Source organism: Candidatus Enterococcus willemsii, assembly GCF_009933335.1.
Lineage (GTDB): Bacteria > Bacillota > Bacilli > Lactobacillales > Enterococcaceae > Enterococcus_F > Enterococcus_F willemsii.
Map to the genome: position 1 here is coordinate 60,262 of NZ_MAEL01000062.1, position 19,648 is coordinate 79,909.

At 35.1% G+C, this 19,648-nt stretch carries 21 protein-coding genes and 1 CRISPR repeat array; of the genes, 19 read left to right on the plus strand and 2 right to left on the minus strand.

What is annotated here, in order from left to right; genetic code table 11:
• The first annotated feature begins 20 nt into the window (after window positions 1-20).
• The 14 genes from rpsA (at window position 21) to BAU17_RS13890 (ending at window position 15,917) form a co-directional block, all read left to right on the plus strand.
• Window positions 21-1,226 carry a 30S ribosomal protein S1 gene (gene rpsA / locus BAU17_RS13825; RefSeq protein ID WP_161903407.1) on the plus strand — a complete coding sequence of 402 codons (1,206 nt, stop codon included), beginning with the start codon at window positions 21-23 and terminating at the stop codon, window positions 1,224-1,226.
• Between the two features lie 211 nt (window positions 1,227-1,437).
• Window positions 1,438-2,748: a ribosome biogenesis GTPase Der gene (gene der, locus BAU17_RS13830; protein ID WP_161903408.1), complete on the plus strand. Its 1,311-nt coding sequence runs from the start codon at window positions 1,438-1,440 to the stop codon at window positions 2,746-2,748.
• A 240-nt stretch (window positions 2,749-2,988) separates the two neighbouring features.
• Window positions 2,989-3,264, plus strand: coding sequence for an HU family DNA-binding protein (locus BAU17_RS13835; protein WP_161903409.1), 276 nt, complete (start codon window positions 2,989-2,991; stop codon window positions 3,262-3,264).
• 285 nt (window positions 3,265-3,549) lie between these two features.
• Complete coding sequence (gene cas3 / locus BAU17_RS13840) at window positions 3,550-6,012, plus strand: CRISPR-associated helicase Cas3' (RefSeq protein WP_161903410.1); 2,463 nt, start codon at window positions 3,550-3,552, stop codon at window positions 6,010-6,012.
• Between the two features lie 26 nt (window positions 6,013-6,038).
• Window positions 6,039-6,761, plus strand: a complete 723-nt coding sequence (cas5c, locus tag BAU17_RS13845; protein WP_161903411.1) for a type I-C CRISPR-associated protein Cas5c — start codon at window positions 6,039-6,041, stop codon at window positions 6,759-6,761.
• A 4-nt stretch (window positions 6,762-6,765) separates the two neighbouring features.
• Complete coding sequence (gene cas8c, locus BAU17_RS13850; protein ID WP_161903412.1) at window positions 6,766-8,670, plus strand: type I-C CRISPR-associated protein Cas8c/Csd1; 1,905 nt, start codon at window positions 6,766-6,768, stop codon at window positions 8,668-8,670.
• Between the two features lie 3 nt (window positions 8,671-8,673).
• On the plus strand, window positions 8,674-9,525 hold the full coding sequence (gene cas7c / locus BAU17_RS13855) for a type I-C CRISPR-associated protein Cas7/Csd2 (RefSeq protein ID WP_161903413.1): 852 nt from the start codon (window positions 8,674-8,676) through the stop codon (window positions 9,523-9,525).
• Between the two features lie 2 nt (window positions 9,526-9,527).
• Complete coding sequence (gene cas4 / locus BAU17_RS13860) at window positions 9,528-10,184, plus strand: CRISPR-associated protein Cas4 (protein WP_161903414.1); 657 nt, start codon at window positions 9,528-9,530, stop codon at window positions 10,182-10,184.
• Window positions 10,181-11,212: a type I-C CRISPR-associated endonuclease Cas1c gene (gene cas1c / locus BAU17_RS13865; protein WP_161903415.1), complete on the plus strand. Its 1,032-nt coding sequence runs from the start codon at window positions 10,181-10,183 to the stop codon at window positions 11,210-11,212. The genes cas4 and cas1c overlap by 4 nt, the downstream gene beginning before the upstream one ends.
• 10 nt (window positions 11,213-11,222) lie before the next feature.
• Window positions 11,223-11,513 carry a CRISPR-associated endonuclease Cas2 gene (cas2, locus tag BAU17_RS13870; protein WP_161903416.1) on the plus strand — a complete coding sequence of 97 codons (291 nt, stop codon included), beginning with the start codon at window positions 11,223-11,225 and terminating at the stop codon, window positions 11,511-11,513.
• Window positions 11,514-11,691: 178 nt separating this feature from the next.
• Window positions 11,692-12,656: direct repeats of the CRISPR family, unit length 32 nt; unit sequence GTTGCACTCTATATGAGTGCATGGATTGAAAT.
• 283 nt (window positions 12,657-12,939) lie between these two features.
• On the plus strand, window positions 12,940-13,305 hold the full coding sequence (locus tag BAU17_RS13875) for a nucleotide pyrophosphohydrolase (protein ID WP_161903417.1): 366 nt from the start codon (window positions 12,940-12,942) through the stop codon (window positions 13,303-13,305).
• Complete coding sequence (locus BAU17_RS13880) at window positions 13,306-14,508, plus strand: CCA tRNA nucleotidyltransferase (RefSeq protein WP_161903418.1); 1,203 nt, start codon at window positions 13,306-13,308, stop codon at window positions 14,506-14,508.
• Window positions 14,509-14,629: 121 nt separating this feature from the next.
• Window positions 14,630-15,085, plus strand: coding sequence for a hypothetical protein (locus BAU17_RS13885; protein WP_161903419.1), 456 nt, complete (start codon window positions 14,630-14,632; stop codon window positions 15,083-15,085).
• A gap of 73 nt (window positions 15,086-15,158) precedes the next feature.
• Entirely contained in the window at window positions 15,159-15,917 is a 759-nt protein-coding gene (locus tag BAU17_RS13890) for a DNA/RNA non-specific endonuclease (RefSeq protein WP_161903420.1), read from the plus strand.
• Between the two features lie 116 nt (window positions 15,918-16,033).
• On the opposite strand, the gene rpmG is transcribed toward BAU17_RS13890, so the two are convergent.
• Window positions 16,034-16,183, minus strand: coding sequence for a 50S ribosomal protein L33 (gene rpmG, locus BAU17_RS13895; RefSeq protein ID WP_161903421.1), 150 nt, complete (start codon window positions 16,181-16,183; stop codon window positions 16,034-16,036).
• A 201-nt stretch (window positions 16,184-16,384) separates the two neighbouring features.
• On the opposite strand from rpmG, the gene BAU17_RS13900 reads away from it, so the two are divergent.
• The 5 genes from BAU17_RS13900 to BAU17_RS13920 all read left to right on the plus strand — a co-directional run bounded on the left by BAU17_RS13900 (window position 16,385) and on the right by BAU17_RS13920 (window position 19,439).
• Window positions 16,385-16,969, plus strand: a complete 585-nt coding sequence (locus BAU17_RS13900) for a 5-formyltetrahydrofolate cyclo-ligase (protein ID WP_202622340.1) — start codon at window positions 16,385-16,387, stop codon at window positions 16,967-16,969.
• Window positions 16,953-17,636, plus strand: coding sequence for a rhomboid family intramembrane serine protease (locus BAU17_RS13905; protein WP_161903422.1), 684 nt, complete (start codon window positions 16,953-16,955; stop codon window positions 17,634-17,636). Before BAU17_RS13900 ends, BAU17_RS13905 begins: the two co-directional genes overlap by 17 nt.
• A gap of 215 nt (window positions 17,637-17,851) precedes the next feature.
• Window positions 17,852-18,058 (plus strand): YqgQ family protein, encoded by a 207-nt coding sequence (locus tag BAU17_RS13910; RefSeq protein WP_161903423.1) that lies wholly within the window; start codon window positions 17,852-17,854, stop codon window positions 18,056-18,058.
• A gap of 1 nt (window position 18,059) precedes the next feature.
• A complete protein-coding gene (locus BAU17_RS13915; protein ID WP_161903424.1) occupies window positions 18,060-19,025 on the plus strand; it encodes an ROK family glucokinase in 966 nt (321 codons plus the stop codon).
• A 15-nt stretch (window positions 19,026-19,040) separates the two neighbouring features.
• On the plus strand, window positions 19,041-19,439 hold the full coding sequence (locus tag BAU17_RS13920) for a rhodanese-like domain-containing protein (protein ID WP_161903425.1): 399 nt from the start codon (window positions 19,041-19,043) through the stop codon (window positions 19,437-19,439).
• A 40-nt stretch (window positions 19,440-19,479) separates the two neighbouring features.
• Here the strand turns inward: BAU17_RS13920 and BAU17_RS13925 are convergent, their stop codons facing one another.
• Window positions 19,480-19,647, minus strand: coding sequence for a DUF3042 family protein (locus tag BAU17_RS13925; RefSeq protein WP_161903426.1), 168 nt, complete (start codon window positions 19,645-19,647; stop codon window positions 19,480-19,482).
• Between the last annotated feature and the right edge of the window lies 1 nt (window position 19,648).

Genomic DNA, 19,648 nt, shown 5'->3' on the forward strand with positions numbered 1-19,648 from the left:
TGGTTAGGAGGACATATGTTATGACAGAATTAGAAAACAACCACGTAGAAAATACCAATGAGATGGAAGCTGCTTTAAGTAGTTTTCAAGAAGTAAGTGTGGGTGATGTCGTCAAAGGTGAAGTTTTAGCTATTGAAGACAAACAAGCCATCGTTGGAATTGAAGGTGCTGGTGTAGAAGGTGTGGTACCTGCTAAAGAATTATCTACATTGCCTGTAGACAATATCGATGAAGTAATCAAAGTTGGAGATGTTCTGGATTTAGTAGTAATCTCCGCTATTGGAAAAGATAAAGAAAACGGTAGTTATTTACTTTCAAAACGCCGCTTAGACGCGAAAAAAGTCTGGGAAGATATTGAAAAAGATTTCCAAGAAGGAAAAATTATCGAAGCACCTGTTACAAACGTTGTCAAAGGTGGATTGGTTGTTGATGTTGGCGTGCGAGGTTTCGTTCCTGCATCAATGGTAGAAGACCATTTTGTGGATGATTTTGAAGAATATAAAGGTAAAACATTAACCTTTAAAATTATCGAAATCGAGCCTTCAGAAAACCGTTTAATTTTATCACATAAAGCGGTTGTGGAAGCTGAAAAACAAGAGAAAAAAGCTGAGTTACTTACTTCTATTTCAGAAGGTGACCAAGTGGAAGGTACTGTTGCTCGTTTAACTGATTTCGGTGCGTTTGTTGATTTAGGTGGTATTGATGGACTTGTCCATGTATCAGAAATTTCTCACGCACACGTAGCTAAACCAAGTGACGTATTGAAAGTCGGCGATAAAGTAGAAGTTGCTGTTTTATCTGTTGACCCAACAACTGAACGTGTATCCTTATCAATTAAAGATACATTGCCTGGACCATGGACAGACATTGAAGAAAAAGCTGCGAAAGATACTGTGTTAGAAGGTACCGTAAAACGTCTAACAAGCTTTGGTGCATTTGTTGAAGTCTTCCCTGGTGTCGAAGGGTTAGTTCATATTTCTCAAATTTCACACAAACACATTGCCACACCTCATGAAGTATTGAGTGAAGGACAACAAGTGAAAGTGAAAGTCTTAGAAGTAACACCAGAAGATCATCGTATTGCATTAAGTATCAAAGCATTGGAAGAAAAACCAGAAGTAGAAACAGAAGAAGTAGTTGAAGAAGAAAACTACGAATTACCTGAAGAATCAACTGGTTTTACAATGGGCGATATTTTAGGTGATGCTTTAAAAGAAAAAGAATAAGCAATAAATTGCAACAGTCATTTCTTGAAAGAGGATGACAGTTGCAGTTTTTTTATTTTTGCTTTAATTCTTTTTCAGAATACTTGCAACTTGTGAATGCATTGGGTAAACTAAGTAAGGTTAAGAAACAAACGAATACGTAAGAATCATTCGAAAGATATATTCAAAAAATAAATCAATTCGTTATGTAAAAGAAAGATGGAGGTAAAAAATGGCAAATCCAACGATAGCGATTGTCGGACGTCCGAATGTCGGGAAGTCTACAATTTTTAACCGTATTGCTGGGGAACGCATTTCGATTGTGGAAGACACTCCGGGTGTCACACGAGATCGAATTTACGCAACTGGTGAATGGTTAGGTCGCGAATTTAGTATTATTGATACAGGTGGGATTGATTTGGGCGACGAACCATTTATGGATCAAATCAAGCACCAAGCAGAAATTGCAATTGAAGAAGCAGATGTCATTGTCTTTGTATCAAGCGCCAAAGAGGGCATTACAGATGCGGATGAATTAGTTGCTCGTATTTTATACAAGAGTAACAAACCAGTTATTTTAGCAATTAATAAAGTAGATAATCCAGAAATGCGTACAGATATTTATGAGTTTTATGGATTAGGGTTAGGCGAACCGTATCCAATTTCAGGAAGTCATGGTTTAGGAATTGGGGACGTACTAGATGCAGCGGTCAAACATTTCAGTACAGAGCAAGAAGAGGAAGATGACTCTGTTATCAAATTTAGCTTAATCGGGCGTCCAAATGTTGGGAAATCTTCCTTGATTAATGCTATCTTAGGCGAAGATCGTGTGATTGTTTCTGATATTGAAGGAACGACTCGTGATGCAATTGATACACATTTTGTTAGCGAAAGTGGTCAAGAGTTCACTATGATTGACACAGCAGGTATGCGTAAACGCGGGAAAGTCTATGAAACCACTGAAAAATATAGTGTGATGCGTGCGATGCGAGCAATTGAACGCTCAGATGTCGTCTTAATGGTCTTGAATGCGGATGAAGGTATTCGTGAACAAGACAAACGTATTGCGGGCTATGCCCATGAAGAAGGACGAGGAATTATTATCGTTGTCAATAAATGGGATCTAGTGGAAAAAGAAACCAATACGATGCGTGATTTTGAAGAAGAAATTCGCGATGAATTCCAGTATTTAGATTATGCACCAATCATTTTTGTTTCAGCTAAAACTAAGCAACGATTAAATAAATTACCAGAATTGATTGAAGAAGTGAGTATGAATCAAAATATGCGTATTCCTTCAGCCATTTTAAATGATGTGATCATGGACGCTGTCGCAATTAATCCAACACCAACAGATAAAGGTAAACGATTGAAAATTTTCTATGGTACACAAGTTGCGGTAAAACCACCAACTTTTGTTATTTTTGTGAATGAAGAAGAACTAATGCATTTTTCATATGCCCGTTTCTTGGAGAACCAAATACGTAAGGCTTTCACTTTTGAAGGAACCCCAATTCGAATTATTCCACGTAGAAGAAAATAGCGAATTCTAACATAATTTTTGTTATTTGACAAAGAAAATTATCTTTTTATAACTAATTAATGAAAATTATAAAAAAAAGATGTCAGATGCATTAAAATCCTTGATAATATAAGGTTCTTGTGATAACGTTATATCAGAATATTGATGGTGATAATCAATATTTGTCATATAACTTAAATGAAGAAAGTTCATATGATTGATGTGAGACATCATAACAATTTTCAGGAGGTGAAACCATCCATGGCAAACAAAGCAGAATTAATCGAAAAAGTAGCAGCAGCGACTGATTTAACTAAAAAAGACGCAACTGCAGCAGTTGACGCTGTATTTTCAACTATTCAAGAAGCTTTAGCTAACGGTGAAAAAGTTCAATTGATCGGTTTTGGTAACTTCGAAGTACGCTCTCGCGCAGAACGTAAAGGTCGTAACCCACAAACTGGTGAAGAAATCAAAATCCCTGCAAGCAAAGTTCCTGCATTCAAACCAGGTAAAGCATTGAAAGACGCTGTTAAATAATAACGGCTTTTAGATTTGAAGCCCTCGAGAAATCGAGGGTTTTTGTATCTTTTAATATTGGAAGATGCAAAGTCACACTTTTGTGTGCGGATTGAAATTATATTGTGTTGTTAGAGTAAATAAAGAGAAATGACCTTCGAAATTTGGATGTTTAATCTGAATTTTGAAGGTCTTTTTTTATGTTCCAATAATTTTATATTTTTTTATTGACAAAGCGTTTGAATTCGTTTACATTTATATCAAGAATTTTTTTAAAAACACAATATAGAAAATAGGTTATAAAATATGTATGCTCATTATAATCAAGATACAAAACAATCTCAATTATTGCTAGTGCATTTGTTCAATGTAGCAGATAAATCTTCTGAAGCAGGAAAAGAAATTAATCAGGGGTACATTCTTTTCCTCATTGGTTTATACCACGATTTAGGTAAGAGTGATCGCCTTTTTCAAAGAAAAATTTTAAAAGATCCTTCTTTGAAAGTGAACCATACTTCTGCTGGGGCAATCTATCTTTATTTAAAAATTGCTCATTTACTTAAAAATAGAATTAAAGGAGCCAATAGAAAATACTGTAATTCATTTTGTGAAATCATCGCGTATGTGATTTCAGCGCATCATGGTGTATATGACATTCCAATAATCCGACAAACAGACGATGAAGAATATGTCCCTAAAAATTTTGGCTATAATAAGCTATGTGAGCGTCTTTTTTACAATGAAGACAAAAAATATAACTATGAAGAAGACGTTTTACCATTTGCACAACAACTCGAAAAAGAGCTGTATGAAAAATATCATCTTTCTTTTGAACAACTTGTTTTGAAAGCGTTTAACGAATATGTTGGGCTCTGGGAGAAATTAGATAGTAAGGATGATTCTGAGGATGCTTATTATCGAACGCTAATTGTGCGGTTGTATCTATCGCTATTAAAAAATGCTGATATTCTAGATACTGTTAATGCATATGAAATAATTGTTAATCCAATGCTTACAGCAAGATATGAAGAGTTGGCAGAAAGTTATAAAGCATCTATCGAAGAAGTTTATAAAAACTTTCAAAATCCGACTAAACCTATTAATGTAGTACGTACAAAAATAGCAGATTTCGTGAAAACAAGAGGAATGAATGATTCCAATGGTATCTATCGTTTGGATTTACCAACAGGTGCAGGGAAGACAAATTTGAGCATGCGCTATGGCTTTCATCAAATGGTGCATCAAAAAAAGAAACGATTTATTTATATTACTGCTTACTTATCAGTACTTGAGCAAAATGCACATGAGATTAAAGCTACGGTAGGAAATCAGAGTGAAGCAGAAGGAGTTCTAGAGCATCATTCCAATGTTGTGGAGTCAGAAGAAGATTTGAAAAATGAAAATGATATAGGTGATGAGAAAAAAGAAGCAATGAAAGAGTATTTAGTAGATTCATGGGATAGCCCAATAGTTTTAAGCACAATGGTTCAAATGTTTCAAACGTTCTTTAAAACTAAAGCGAGCAATATCCGACGTTTCTCTAATTTGATTAACAGTACAATCATATTGGATGAGGTACAATCTTTGCCCATCGACGTAATGACGCTGTTTAATTTAACACTCAACTTTTTGAATAAAGTAATGAAGGTGAATGTTGTTTTATGCACAGCAACACAACCTGTTTATAACTCAGACAATATTCCTCATAAAATTCAATATGGAGGTATTAATGGAGAGGAGACAGATATTGTTCAATTAACAGCTGAAGAACGACAAATTTTTAAACGTACAACAGTTTATAAATTTGATGAAGATAATTCAATAATTTCACTTGAAGAAATTGCTCAGGAAGTTACTAATTATTCAGAAGAATCAATTTTAATTATTTTGAATACGAAATCTGCAGTCAAAAATTTATATAAGTTGTTAAAGGAAAAGGACCAACGATTATGTTACCATCTCTCAACTAATATGTGCGCGCAGCATCGATTAGATATTATCAAAACGATTAAAGAGAAGCTCGCTGATGAACCAGTGATATGTATTAGCACTCAACTAATTGAAGCGGGTGTAGACTTGGATTTTAATCGAGTGATTCGTTCATACGCTGGAATTGATTCCATTGTACAAGCCAATGGTCGTTGTAACCGTGAAGGGAATTTAGAATCAGGGACTGTTCAATTAGTTAATGTACATCCAGAACAAGAAAATTTAACAAGGCTTAAATCAATCAGAAAGAAAAAGAAAATTACGGAACAAATTATTAAGAAACTAGACTCACCAATTGATATTATGACATTAAATAATGAATTTTTTGAAAGGTATTATACAAATAGTAAACCTGCAGAGTTTAATTATCCGAAACAAGCAGACGAACCAACAGTTTATGAACTACTTTCATTAAATAAGGATGCTCCAGTGGATCAACGTTTTTGCTTAAGACAATCTTTTAAAAGTGCTGGAACATTAATGAATCTTATTCAAAGTGATACGAATAGCGTGATTGTATATTATAGTGAAAATAAAGGCAAAGTGGAAGAGCTAATTGAAGTAGTGAGTCGATTTGAAAAAAGTTATCAAATAAAAGATTTGAATACCATTCAAAAGCTCTCTAAAGAACTTCAACCATACACAATTAATATGCAAAAAAATGATAGCTTGGATAAAAGTATCGATAAACGGCTAGATGGTCGTATCCAGATATTACAAGAAACTTTGTACACTGAAGATATGGGGGCACATGAATCAATCGAAGGGTTCATTTATTAAATGAAAAAATAGAGAGGATGAGAGAATTGGCTAAACAAAGAGAGTTTTTTGTAAGGATAAAAGGTGACTACGGATTGATTAGCAATCCGTCATCTAAAGGTGGTGGGGAAAAATATTCTTATTCCACTCCTACTAAACAATGTTTAACGGGAATTGTAGATGCACTTTATTTTAAACCGACATTCAAAAATATTGTTACTGAAGTAAAAGTAATCAATCCAATACAGACAGAAGTTATCGGAACAAGAGCATTGTTAGGAAACATGAAAGCTGATTTAAATTATGTATCTTATTTAGTTGATGTTGAATATCTTATTCGATTTCATATGGAATGGGATGAGAATAGACCGGATTTAGTCTATGATCGTAATGCTAAAAAACATGAAGCAATTATGGAAAGGTCGATTAAAAAAGGTGGACGAAGGGATGTGTTTATTGGGACAAGAGAGTGTGTAGCAACTGCAGAATATATTACCAAAGAAGAATATATTCAAGCAAAAAGTTGTTATGACGGACAGGTTATTTCTTTGGGGATTATGTTTCAAGAATTTGAGTATCCGACGGATTCAAATGAACCATTGAAAAGTTATTTTAAAGATACAGTTATGAAAGGCGGTATTATTACATTTGGTCCACGTGAAAAGTGTGAAATTGTTAATGAGCTTTCCAACTATAAATTTAAACGACCTGAGGAAATAAAACCTGTAGACGACGAATTGAAGGAATATCAACAAATGGAAATGAGGTGATTACATGGATTTTCTAACGGCATTATATAATTCATATAATGATTCGTTGAAAAACGACAAGGTCGATAAACACGATGATGATAATACAATTTTATTACCGATTTATCATACCAGTATGAAGTCTAGAGGAAATGATATTATTCAAGTGACATTGACAAAAAACAGTCAAATATTGGACGTTGAATATTTATCGGCTGATGAGGTAATTGTTTTTCCTGTTACAAATGATTCTGTTGCACGTTCAGGGAAAAACCCTCCTAGTCATCCTTTAGTAGATAAAATAAGTTATATGTTACCTGAAAATAAAGAAATGAATGACCTATATCGAACAGAATTTAATAATTGGTATCATGCAGTAGGTAACAGTGAGGTTAAAAGTTATCTTGAAATAATTAAAAATTTTATATACCAAGAAAATTTTGTGGATGACTTATTGAACAGCATGTATAAAAATAAAATGATTGAGTACACGAGAAAAGGTTTGGAAGTACAGTATGTCGAGAAGGAAGGAGACAAAGTCAAAAAAATTGATTTATCCAAAATTTTTCTGACATTTGCAATCGCAGACTTTACAGGTTATAAGACTGTTAGTGTTACTGAATATGTTGCATTGCATAACGATTATATAAAATATGTTGAATCACAAGCAACGAACACAGTATTGTGTAACATTGGTAAGGAAGAGCAACAACTAACGACTAAACATAGAGGATTAATGGGAAATGCAAAACTTATCTCTGTGAGTAATCATATTGAAACTTACAAAGGCAGATTTCAAACAGGATCAGATATTATCCAAATTGGTTATCGAACATCAGAAAAAATACATTTGATGTTGAAATATTTATTGGAAAATAAGAATAGCCGAAGGTGGTTAGGTGGTCAGCAATATCTAATTAATTGGTTTAGTAAAGATATTGCTAATACAGAAGAAGTTGATATTACATTACCTATATTTTTCGATTTTGGAGATAATCAAAGTGAATGGGCGATTCCAAGCGTTTCTCAAGCAAATAAAAAAGTAGGTGACTCTTTTATCAGTGGTAGAAAACTATATGATAAAGACTCTGATTATTATGTTGCTATTATAGATAAGGCTAGTAATGGTCGAATCTCTTTAAAGTATTTTAAAGAATTAAAAGTTTCTCAATTACAAACCAATTTAGAAAAATGGCATAACAAGTATTCTTGGAATGTGTATTATAAAAATTTAGGGAAGACGTCACCAATTACACCGTCAATTTCTCAAATTGTTTTAGCTGCATATGGTGTAGAACGAAATGGGAAATTGGAACTGGATAATGATAACTTTAAAAAAGATCAATTTCAAAACTTAGTTATTCGATTATTAGATGGGCAGTCAGTACCTGCCAATATTTTAACAGCACTTGCTATGAATATTCGCAAGCGATTAAATTATCCTAAAACGTGGAATCAAATTCAATTTACAACACTAGCACTGTTTAGTCATTATAGAGAGGAGATACCATTCATGTTAGACAGACAGTACCAAGATCGGTCATATTTATTTGGACGACTGTTAGCTGTATTAGACCAATTAGAAGCATTAACATACATGACGACACCTGAAAAAGAGAACAAACAAAAGGAAAACAAACGTGTGACGAACGCTCAGAAATTTTGGACTTCATATACTAGTCATCCAGCTTCGACAATGGCAACATTGATTCAAAAAACTAAAGTCTATGAAAAGAGTTTAGTAAATTCAAAACCAGGAATGTTTTATAAACTAGAAAATGAAAAAATAGAGATTATTAATGCTTTATCAGTATATCTAACAAAAGAAAATGAAGCTAATAAGCCGTTAGATTATCGATTTATTTTTGGTTATTATGCAGAAATACAATTTATTTTTACAAAATCTGAAAAAAATGAAAGTGAGGAATAAAAGATGATAACAAAGAAAGTGGATTTTATTGCAACAATTGAAGTAAGAAATGCTAACCCTAATGGTGATCCGTTAGCAGGAAATATGCCTAGAACGGACTCAAAAGGTTTTGGATTGATTAGTGATGTGGCAATTAAACGGAAAATTCGTAATCGGATGCAAGATCAAGGGTACGAAATTTTTGTAAAATCACGAGATCGTAGCGATGATAACTTTACTTCTTTACAGAAACGCTATGAGAGTGTTTTTAATTCAAAAGATTCTGATGAAAAAGTTGAGAAAGAATTTAATCAAAAATGGTTAGATGTGAGAACTTTTGGTCAAGTGATTACCTATGACAAGCGTTCAATCGGTATTCGTGGTCCAGTTTCTATTAGTATGGCGAAATCTTTGGAAACTGTAGCGACAACGACCTTACAAATTACACGGAGTTCTAATAGTATGGAGGCTAAAGGAGCTTCTGGACGTTCCTCAGACACTATGGGTAGCAAGCATTTTATCGAATATGGTGTATATGTTTTTTATGGTTCTGTAAATGTTTATTTTTCCGAGAAGACAGGGTTTGATGAAAAAGATTTAGACGTTTTAAAAGAGTCACTATTAACTTTATTTGAAAATGATTCGTCCTCTGCTCGACCAGAAGGTTCGATGGCACTAAAAGAATTATTTTGGTGTACTCACTCAAACAAGTTAGGAAATGTCTCTAGTGCAAAAATTCGTGATTTATTACAATGGGAACAGCCAAATCCAGATAACGAAATTGGTTATTCTGACTATAAAATCACATTAGATTCAGAGAAATTGAGTGAGTATGAAGAAAAAGGGCTGCATGTGGAATTTCTTGAAGGACTGTAATTATGGACTATAAAACAGATGACTATCTGATGATTTCAGGGATTCAACACTATGAGTTCTGTCCACGGCAATGGGCGCTTATTCATATTGAGCAACAGTGGGAAGAAAATCTGCGAACTGTTCAGGGACAACATTTACATCGGAATGCGGATCAACCTTTCATGAAAGAAAAAAGAGGGGATAAAATTGTTTCCCGTGCGATGCATGTGCAGTCCCATGAATTAGGAATTACTGGTATTTGCGATGTAGTAGAATTTGTTAAAGACAGTGCCGGTGTGGAAATTCCGCAATTGGGAGATAAATTCCATATCTATCCTGTAGAATACAAACGGGGTAAACCTAAAACCAATCATTCAGATATTTTACAATTAGTTGCACAAGCAATGTGTTTAGAAGAGATGCTAGTTTGTACGATTGAGAAAGGCTACCTGTTTTATAATGAAGTGAAGCACCGAGAAACAATTCTTATTACGGATGATTTACGTAGGGAAGTGCGAACTGCGATTTCAAAAATGCAAGATTTATATCAAAAAAGGCACACACCAAAAGTAAAAACTGGTAAGTGGTGTAAGAGTTGTTCGTTGCAAGATATTTGTTTGCCACGATTAATGACGAAAGAATCTGTCAATCGATATATTGAGAAGAGGTTGAGTGAATGAGAAGATTGATAAATACTTTGTTTGTAACGAATCCTGATCATTATCTTTCTCTTGATGGTGATAATATTGTGTTAAAGCATGAAAATTCGATTGTGGGAAGAGTTCCTTCCCACAATGTCGAATCTATTGTGACATTTGGCTACACTGGTGCAAGTCCATCCCTGATGGGCTATTGTGCCAAGAGAAATATTTCTATTACTTTTTTGGATCAAAATGGTCGTTTTAGAGCTCGGGTTATTGGAAGTAGTCAAGGAAATGTGACGCTGCGTAAGGAACAATACCGAGTCTCAGATGATGAGCATCGGTCGGTAAAAATTGCTCGTAATTTTATTTTAGGAAAAGTATATAACAATCGTTGGATGCTTGAACGAACAACAAGAGACCATGGTTTACGCATTGATTTGGAACGCTTTAAACTCGTTTCAAAAAACTTAGGAGAGACGTTACCAGCAATTCAATCATGTGAAGATTTGGATGAACTTCGAGGGTTAGAGGGACAAGCTGCAGTCATGTACAACAGTTTGTTTAATGAGTTGATTTTACAACAAAAAGACGACTTTTATTTTTACGGACGAACACGTAGACCACCAAAGGATAATGTAAATGCGATGCTGTCATTTGCCTATACGTTATTAGCAAATGATGTTGCTTCAGCTTTGGAGACCGTTGGTTTAGATGCATATGTTGGTTTCTTGCATCGCGATCGCCCAGGTAGAGTTTCTTTGGCGTTGGATGTAATGGAAGATTTGCGTGGCGTTTATGCGGATCGATTTGTGCTGTCTCTCATTAATAAAAAGGTAATGACGAAAGACGACTTTCTTACAAAAGAAAACAATGCCGTAACTATGACGGATGATGGTAAACGCAAATTTATCCAAAATTGGCAACAAAAAAAGCAAGAAAAAATTACGCACCCCTATCTAGGCGAGAAAATTAGCTGGGGGCTGGTCCCTTATTCACAGGCATTACTTCTTGCAAGATATTTACGTGGTGATTTAGACGCATTTCCACCATTCTTTTGGAAGTAGGTGATTCATTTTGTTAGTATTAGTAACGTATGATGTCAGTACATCAAGTATTGGTGGTCAAAAAAGATTGCGAAAAGTCTCTAAAGTCTGCCAAAACTATGGACAAAGAGTTCAGAACTCTGTTTTTGAATGTGTTGTTGATGCAGCACAATATGAAGTTATGAAAAATGAATTGATAAAGTTAATCGATAATGCACATGACAGCTTACGATTTTATCGATTGGGGAACAACTATAAATCAAAAGTGGAACACATAGGAGCGAAAGAATCTTTAGATATTGAAGCTCCATTAATTTTTTAGTGCGAATTCTATGCTCCCATAAAATCCCTAGGAGATTCGCACCGTAAAAATCTATTAAAATTAAAAAACGATGAGGAAAACAAATACGAACATATCTATTTTTTTAAATTAATCAGATATATTTGGGCGATTCTCATCAAAAACAAGTCGTTTTCGGCTTGTTTTTCTTATAATCGCCGTTGCACTCTATATGAGTGCATGGATTGAAATTTGGGATAACTTCTCTAATGTTGCAGCATCTGTGGTTGCACTCTATATGAGTGCATGGATTGAAATTGGATTCAAATACACTGTTGTTCCATGTATCCATCGTTGCACTCTATATGAGTGCATGGATTGAAATAATATGCGTGGGATAAGCAAGCCAATTTTTTAAAGTTGCACTCTATATGAGTGCATGGATTGAAATACTCACTCGCTCCACGCTCCTTGTCTATCCTAAAGTTGCACTCTATATGAGTGCATGGATTGAAATTTTTGTGCCTGCTCTCGTATCTCAGGGTTAGATATGTTGCACTCTATATGAGTGCATGGATTGAAATATCTAGTAACATAACTAAAGGTACTGGCAATTTTGTTGCACTCTATATGAGTGCATGGATTGAAATCCCCCAATAAGCCGATCCATGAACAGGGTTTGTTTGTTGCACTCTATATGAGTGCATGGATTGAAATTAGCACAAAATATGCTTGATAACCTTTATCTGTTTGTTGCACTCTTTATGAGTGCATGGATTGAAATTTAAACTTATATTTTCTTAATCCATCATGCATAAAGTTGCACTCTTTATAAGTGCATGGATTGAAATAGTCCCACCAATTGAGCCATAAGCTGTTACTCCGCGTTGCACTCTTTATGAGTGCATGGATTGAAATCTTGATTGGATTCCAATAGTTTCTTGAGGTCAACCGTTGCACTCTTTATGAGTGCATGGATTGAAATACAAAATCTGAAATAGAAATGTTAGGACGGTCTGTGTTGCACTCTATATGAGTGCATGGATTAAAATATGTTATACTATTATCGCAAATGCAATAATAGTATTGCACTCTTTATGAGTGCATGGATTGAAATCGTGTATCAATCCCTTCTGGTACTTTTTCCATTGCTGTTGCACTCTATATGAGTGCATAGATTAAAATATGACAATGAATGTTCATAGACATAGTTATATGTTTTATGAGCATATGGATTGTAATAAAAAAGATAGAGAAAGTTGCTAACAATTGATCTTAGTTAGTCGCACTCTTTAAAAACTCATAAATCGAATACCCAACGCACCATGGCGATAATTGCTGTGAGTAAATAATAAATATACGTTAAAACACCACGCTATTATATACATCTCGACAAACAATAACTATAGAAATGAAACCATATATTTTAAAAGTTAAACCAACAAATTAACACTGAGGAGTGATTGTATTGAATAACGAACGTTCATTAGCATCAATGCAAGAAGAGGTAGATGCTTATATTCAACAATTTAAAGCCGGTTACTTTGGACCGTTGTCTCAAATGGCTCGTTTGACAGAAGAAGTTGGCGAATTGGCTCGGGAAGTCAATCATTATTATGGCGAAAAACCAAAGAAATCCACTGAGGCAGCCAATACGGTTGCTGAGGAATTGGGAGATGTCCTATTTGTTACGATGATTATGGCCAATTCGTTAGATATTGATTTAACAGAGGTCTTTGAAAAGAATATGTCTAAATTTAATCATCGTGATCGCTATCGATTTGAACGAAATGATGGAAAGACAAAAGAGAATGATGAGTCAGGGTGTGAGTAGATGAAATTAAAAACAATTCCTCAGGAGTATCAAAATGCATTACCAATTTTAAAAAAAATTGAGCAAGCTGGGTATGAGGCGTACTTTGTAGGAGGAAGTGTTCGTGATGTGTTACTTAATCAACCGATTCATGATGTAGATATTGCAACGAGTGCATTTCCGGCAGAAATTAAAGAGATTTTTCCGCGTACTATTGATGTCGGAATTGAGCATGGGACTGTTTTGGTACTTGATGGCGATGATAAGTATGAAATTACCACTTTTCGAACAGAGTCGACATATCAAGATTACCGACGTCCTGACCATGTTGAGTTTGTCCGTTCACTGGCGGAAGATTTAAAGCGTCGTGATTTTACAATTAATGCTTTTGCGCTGAAAGAAGACGGAGAGGTTATTGATTTATTTGATGGCTTGCAAGATTTAACGAATCAAGTACTACGTGCAGTTGGCAATCCTCACGAACGTTTTCATGAGGATGCCTTGAGAATGATGCGCGGGCTACGTTTTGTTAGTCAGTTAGGGTTTGAACTAGAGGAAGAAACCTTTGCTTCTATTTATGAAAATCATGCATTGTTAGCGAAAATTTCGGTTGAACGTATCAATATTGAATTTATTAAATTGCTTTTAGGGAAATATCGTAACCAAGGATTAAAGATGTTCGTAGAAACAGAGTGCTATCTCTATTGTCCTATGCTAAGAAATGCTGGACAAGGGCTGTTGAAGTTTGCGGAGTTATCGGAAAAACAAATTCATGAAGAAGCACATGCATGGGTATTGTTATTGGATCAATTACAAATTGAGTCCAATAGTATTCGTACATTCTTGAAAGCATGGAAATGTTCCAATGAATTAATACGAACAGTTCAAAATGTGTATGAGGGATTGCAACAACGCAAAACGAGTTATTTTTCTAAACAATTGCTTTATGAATTAGGTGAGTATCAAGCCGTTTTAGTAGAATCCTTGTTGCCGTATTTTAACCTAACTGCTGATGTTTCAACGGTACAAGAAGATTATCTTCAACTACCAATTCATTCACTACAAGATTTAGCAATCAATGGAACGATTTTGATGGAACACTTTGATAAAAAGCCTGGGAAATGGTTGAAGGATACCTTATCTGCGTGTGAACAGGCGGTAGTGGCAGGGGAAATTTCTAACCAGCAGTCACAATTATTGGTATTTGCACAACAATTTATTTAAACAAACAAGAGGTTCTGTAGGAAATATGTTTCCTGACAGGGTCTCTTATTTACGTAAGACAAATGTTATGTTACACTTACTTTGTAAAACATATCAAATTTCTATGTGAGGAGAGTTTAACATGACTAGACAAATGAAAGCGTTAAAATTCCTTTTCCGTAATGGGGAAACTTGGACGATTGATCGTCGTTATATTGGTGATTTATGGATTAAACAAATTACAACAAGTTTTGGTCGTATCAAAGGTAGTGAGATTGTAGAAATCCACCCTTGCGAAGCATTCAAAATCGAGATTTTCCAAGAAGGAGATCACGTAGCGACGCATGATATCAACTTAGGAGGGTTAGAACTAGGTATGTTTGCTCGTGCGTTAAAATATGAAGATATTGAGCGTATGGAAATTTTATATCAACACGGTGAACCTGATTTGGTTTATTTCCCTTACAAAGATAAAACTACTGAGGGCTTAGACAATGTTTATCAATCAACAAAAGTTAGCGAAAAAACAAAAAGTTTATACATTGTCATCGACCCAGAAAATACGGTAGAAGACTTATATGCAGAGCATTTTGAATAAAAATTTCTAACGAGAATTCCTTTTAGGACTTCTCGTTTCTTTTCTGAAAAAATAGAATGAAAGTGAGACAGAAATGCCAAGGAAGAAAAAACAATCAACAAATAAAGGGAAAGCACTATTATATAGTTTAGTTGCATTGGTTCTCTTTACTGCAACTGCTGGTCAGGTGGATCTTTCAAAAGTAGATTGGTCTGATTTAAGTACATTGATTGAGATGTTTGATACAGAGAAACCAATTGATTATGGTGAGTTAGAAGAATTACCTGATTATGATGGTGAACATTCCATTGTGACAATTAATAATAATCGCCCAACCTTCACCGCAGACGACTTAAAGGGTGGAAAAACATGGCAGACCTTCCAACCTTTGGATTCCTTAAACCGTGTGGGTCAGGCAAATGCTTTGTTGCATAGGAGTATGGCTCCGAAAACAGAACGGGGTGATATATCTAATGTCTATCCAACAGGCTGGAAGCAAAAGAAGTTACCTGATGGCAAATGGCTGTATAATCGTTCTCATCTGATTGCGTTTCGTTTAACAGGCGAAAATGATAATTGGCAAAATTTATTTACAGGTACACAACAAATGAACCAGTTAGCGATGACAAAATATGAAGAGCAGGTTGCAACGTATTTAAAAGAAACCTCCAACCATGTTCGTTATCGTGTGACACCTTATTTTAGAGAAGCAGAGCTTGTTCCTCGAGGGGTACAAATGGAAGCGCAGAGTATAGAAGACCCAGATTGGCATTTTAATGTTTTTATCTATAATGTTCAAGATGGGTATACCATTAATTATGAAACAGGTAGTTCAACTAAAGTGAAAAAATAAGAGAAAAGAAGTGCTTTTTTTACATGATGTAAAGAAAGGCTTTTTTGTTTGTAAAAAGACAAAATAAAAACGCTAAATCCAAGTATACCAAGGAGTTTAGCGTTTGATTTGAACGATTATTTAGTTTCGCGGTGCAAAGTAACTTTTCTTTCACGTGGGCAATATTTTTGTTTTTCCAAACGATCTGGAGTGTTACGTTTGCTTTTGCTTGTTAAGTAGTTACGTTCTTTACAAGATGTGCATTCTAATGTAATGTTTACGCGCATGTGTTTTCCCTCCCATATATCAAGAATCCTCTAAGACATTTCTCAGACCAAACTATAATATCATGTTTATGCACAGAAATCTAGCCTTTTTCACAATTTTTGTTAAGTAGTTTTACTTGACGATAGAAATTAGATTTTTAATAGGCGAAGGAAAGGTTACATGTTAGAATAAGAAGGTATAGTTAATTTTTGGCAAGGAGCGTGAATCAATTGGAAAAAGATGAGCTACGTCAACAAGGAATAGCGATATTAAAGAAGTTGGCAGAGAATACAAAAAAGAAAAAACAAAAAGAAGCAACAATTTTGACGCTCTTTTTTGCGTCGCAATTATGGAAAAATGCAAAAAGTATTGGGGTTGTTCGTTCGACTGAATTTGAGTTTGATACGCAGCCTATTATTGCGCGTGGATTGGCAGAAGGCAAAATAGTCACGGTACCAAAGTCATTGCCAGGACATCAATTGGCTTTTTATGAAGTGGATGAGTATACAGCCTATCGAAAAACGACTTTTGGTGTTGAAGAACCTGTGAGTAATTTATTTGTAACCAAAGAAGAAATTGATTTGTTGTTAGTTCCAGGAATTGTTTTTTCTAGTCAAGGGTATCGAATTGGTTTTGGTGGTGGTTTTTATGACCGATACTTAGCAGATTTTGAAGGGAACACATGTAGTTTGGTATTTTCGGAACAGTTAAATGATGATTGGGAGCCTTTTACTTTTGATCGACCAATTGCACGTATTTACACAGATTATGCAAAAGGGAGGAAGACCCATGAACCAAACTATTAAAAGATGGTCAAATGGCCCTTTTTTAACATACTTATTTTTAACCATTCAAACAGCAGTATTTTTACTAGCATTTTTACTTCCGCAATTGCAACTTGAATTTCGGGGGGCGATGTTTGGTCCACTAGTCGTTTATAATCATGAATATTGGCGGTTTTTGACTCCGATTTTTATCCATTATAGTTTAATGCATTTTGCGGTAAATTCCGTTGTTCTGTATTTTATGGGGCAACAAGTTGAGGCCATTTACGGGCACACACGCTTTTTATTTATTTATCTATTGAGTGGGTTAGCAGGGAATGCTTTAAGTTTTGCCTTCAATCAGATGGGGGTGCAATCAGCTGGTTCAAGCACGTCATTGTTTGGATTATTCGGTGCTTTTGTGATTCTAGGTATTCATTTTAAGAACAATCTAGCCATTCAAGCAATGGTCCGCCAATTTGCATTATTTGTTGGTATGAGCTTAATCTTTGGTTTTTTTGATCAATCGATTGACATATTTGGACATATTGGTGGTTTCCTTGGAGGCGCTTTGCTAGGAAATATCTTTGGGATACCGAAAAATAGTCGTGCCTATTCGATTCATGTACGAATTATTTCAGGGATGATTTTCGCCTTTTTGATTGTCTTTTGTCTGTTTTATGGCTTCAAAAAATATGGCATGTTGTAGGAATATTAAGTGTTTTTCTTTTTTTAAACAGATGGAATTTATCGACTTGTGATATAATCATCTAGTTGATATACGTAACAGAACACTGGGATTTAAGTTTGATATGGTACTTATAAAAATATGCTAAAAACGTTGGTGTAATAAGCTTGATTTTAAGTTGTATTTTGGGTTTCAAAAAATATCAAATACTTGTATAATGTTTAGGAAGTGTCTTTATGGAAACTTTGTATGATGTACAACAATTATTTAAACAATTTGGACTTTACATCTATGTGGGAAAACGGATTTATGATATTGAGTTGATGATGATTGAGCTAAAGAAATTATTTGACGCGCGAGTAATTGACCAACCAACGTATTTAAAAGCTCGGAATATCTTAACCCGTGAACATCGGATTGAAGAAAGCAGGGAGGACTTGTAGTATGGAAGACAAAAAAATTATTGGGATTGATTTAGGTGGAACAACTGTTAAATTTGCGATTTTAACAAAAGATGGTGAAGTACAACAAAAATGGAGTATTGAAACAAATATTTTAGATGAGGGTGCACATATTGTTCCAGAAATTATTGAATCGATTAATCATCGTTTAAGTTTATATGAAATGAAGCCAGAAGACTTTATTGGTATTGGCATGGGGACACCAGGTAGCGTCGATCGTGACAAAGGGACAGTTATCGGAGCCTATAATTTAAACTGGAAAACATTACAACCAGTTCGTGAACAAATTGAAGCTGGTACAGGCATTCCATTTACGTTAGATAATGATGCGAATGTGGCAGCATTAGGTGAACGTTGGAAAGGTGCGGGTGAGAATGCACCGGACGTGGTCTTTGTTACTCTAGGAACAGGTGTTGGCGGTGGTATCATTATGGAGGGCCAATTGCTACATGGTGTTGCTGGCTGCGCAGGTGAAATTGGGCACGTGACTGTCGATCCACATGGGTTTGAATGTACTTGTGGGAAGATCGGTTGTTTAGAAACTGTTTCGAGTGCGACAGGTGTGGTACGTGTAGCACGTCAATTGTCTGAAGAATTTGCGGGTGAATCTGAATTAAAAAAACGTTTAGATGACGGGCAAGCCATTACTAGCAAAGATGTCTTTGTCTTGGCAGAGCAAGGTGATCCATTTGCATTAATGGTAGTAGATAAAGTGTGTTTCTATTTAGGTTTAGCATGTGGAAATTTAGGAAATACATTGAATCCATCAAGTATTGTCTTAGGTGGTGGCGTATCTGCAGCTGGTGAATTCTTGCGTAGCCGCGTGGAAGCTTACTTCGAGCAGTTTACATTCCCACAAGTAAAAGAAAGTACAAAAATTAAATTAGCACAATTAGGCAATGATGCAGGAGTTATCGGTGCTGCTTCATTGGCGCTACAAGCAAAATAGGAAGGTAGAATAAGCATGAATCTTTTAACAACAGTCACAATTATTTTAGCAATTATTTTAATTGCTATGGGTCTAAATTGGTTATATTACTACGTGATGGGCAAGCGTTCTGCTACCATCATTACAAAAGAAGAATTTCGTGAAGGGATGAGAAAAGCCCAAGTAATCGATGTTCGTGAGAAAAATGAATTCGACGGTGGGCATATTTTAGGTGCTCGTAGCATTCCTTATACATTATTTGATACATCAATTAGCGCAATTCGTAAAGATCAACCAGTATATCTGTATGATGGTACAAAAACATTAAGTGTTCGTGCAGCGAACAAATTACGTAAACAAGGCTATACAGATATTTATATCTTAAAAGAGGGCTATGATGGCTGGGATGGTAAAACTAAAAAGAAAAATGGTTAATGAAAAGCCGAGAGATTAAAAAAATCTCTCGGCTTTTTTATTATCTTGCGAAACTTTTACGATGTGCTTGGCGACGTTTCTCATCAATCATCGCTTCTTTTTCATCGATGGGATCAATGACTTGCTTTTTGATTGTTGCAAGCAAACCGATTGTTGCAGCAGTTGTTGCTAATGAGCCGACAACGAAACCTGTGACAAATTTTTTCATT

What these genes read in the sequence shown, in the direction of transcription:
- rpsA (WP_161903407.1), top strand. Translation starts at nt 21, where the DNA reads ATGACAGAATTAGAAAACAACCACGTAGAAAATACCAATGAGATGGAA.
- der (WP_161903408.1), top strand. Translation starts at nt 1,438, where the DNA reads ATGGCAAATCCAACGATAGCGATTGTCGGACGTCCGAATGTCGGGAAG.
- BAU17_RS13835 (WP_161903409.1), top strand. Translation starts at nt 2,989, where the DNA reads ATGGCAAACAAAGCAGAATTAATCGAAAAAGTAGCAGCAGCGACTGAT.
- cas3 (WP_161903410.1), top strand. Translation starts at nt 3,550, where the DNA reads ATGTATGCTCATTATAATCAAGATACAAAACAATCTCAATTATTGCTA.
- cas8c (WP_161903412.1), top strand. Translation starts at nt 6,766, where the DNA reads ATGGATTTTCTAACGGCATTATATAATTCATATAATGATTCGTTGAAA.
- cas7c (WP_161903413.1), top strand. Translation starts at nt 8,674, where the DNA reads ATGATAACAAAGAAAGTGGATTTTATTGCAACAATTGAAGTAAGAAAT.
- cas4 (WP_161903414.1), top strand. Translation starts at nt 9,528, where the DNA reads ATGGACTATAAAACAGATGACTATCTGATGATTTCAGGGATTCAACAC.
- cas1c (WP_161903415.1), top strand. Translation starts at nt 10,181, where the DNA reads ATGAGAAGATTGATAAATACTTTGTTTGTAACGAATCCTGATCATTAT.
- BAU17_RS13880 (WP_161903418.1), top strand. Translation starts at nt 13,306, where the DNA reads ATGAAATTAAAAACAATTCCTCAGGAGTATCAAAATGCATTACCAATT.
- BAU17_RS13885 (WP_161903419.1), top strand. Translation starts at nt 14,630, where the DNA reads ATGACTAGACAAATGAAAGCGTTAAAATTCCTTTTCCGTAATGGGGAA.
- BAU17_RS13890 (WP_161903420.1), top strand. Translation starts at nt 15,159, where the DNA reads ATGCCAAGGAAGAAAAAACAATCAACAAATAAAGGGAAAGCACTATTA.
- rpmG (WP_161903421.1), bottom strand. Translation starts at nt 16,183, where the DNA reads ATGCGCGTAAACATTACATTAGAATGCACATCTTGTAAAGAACGTAAC.
- BAU17_RS13905 (WP_161903422.1), top strand. Translation starts at nt 16,953, where the DNA reads ATGAACCAAACTATTAAAAGATGGTCAAATGGCCCTTTTTTAACATAC.
- BAU17_RS13910 (WP_161903423.1), top strand. Translation starts at nt 17,852, where the DNA reads ATGGAAACTTTGTATGATGTACAACAATTATTTAAACAATTTGGACTT.
- BAU17_RS13915 (WP_161903424.1), top strand. Translation starts at nt 18,060, where the DNA reads ATGGAAGACAAAAAAATTATTGGGATTGATTTAGGTGGAACAACTGTT.
- BAU17_RS13920 (WP_161903425.1), top strand. Translation starts at nt 19,041, where the DNA reads ATGAATCTTTTAACAACAGTCACAATTATTTTAGCAATTATTTTAATT.
- BAU17_RS13925 (WP_161903426.1), bottom strand. Translation starts at nt 19,647, where the DNA reads ATGAAAAAATTTGTCACAGGTTTCGTTGTCGGCTCATTAGCAACAACT.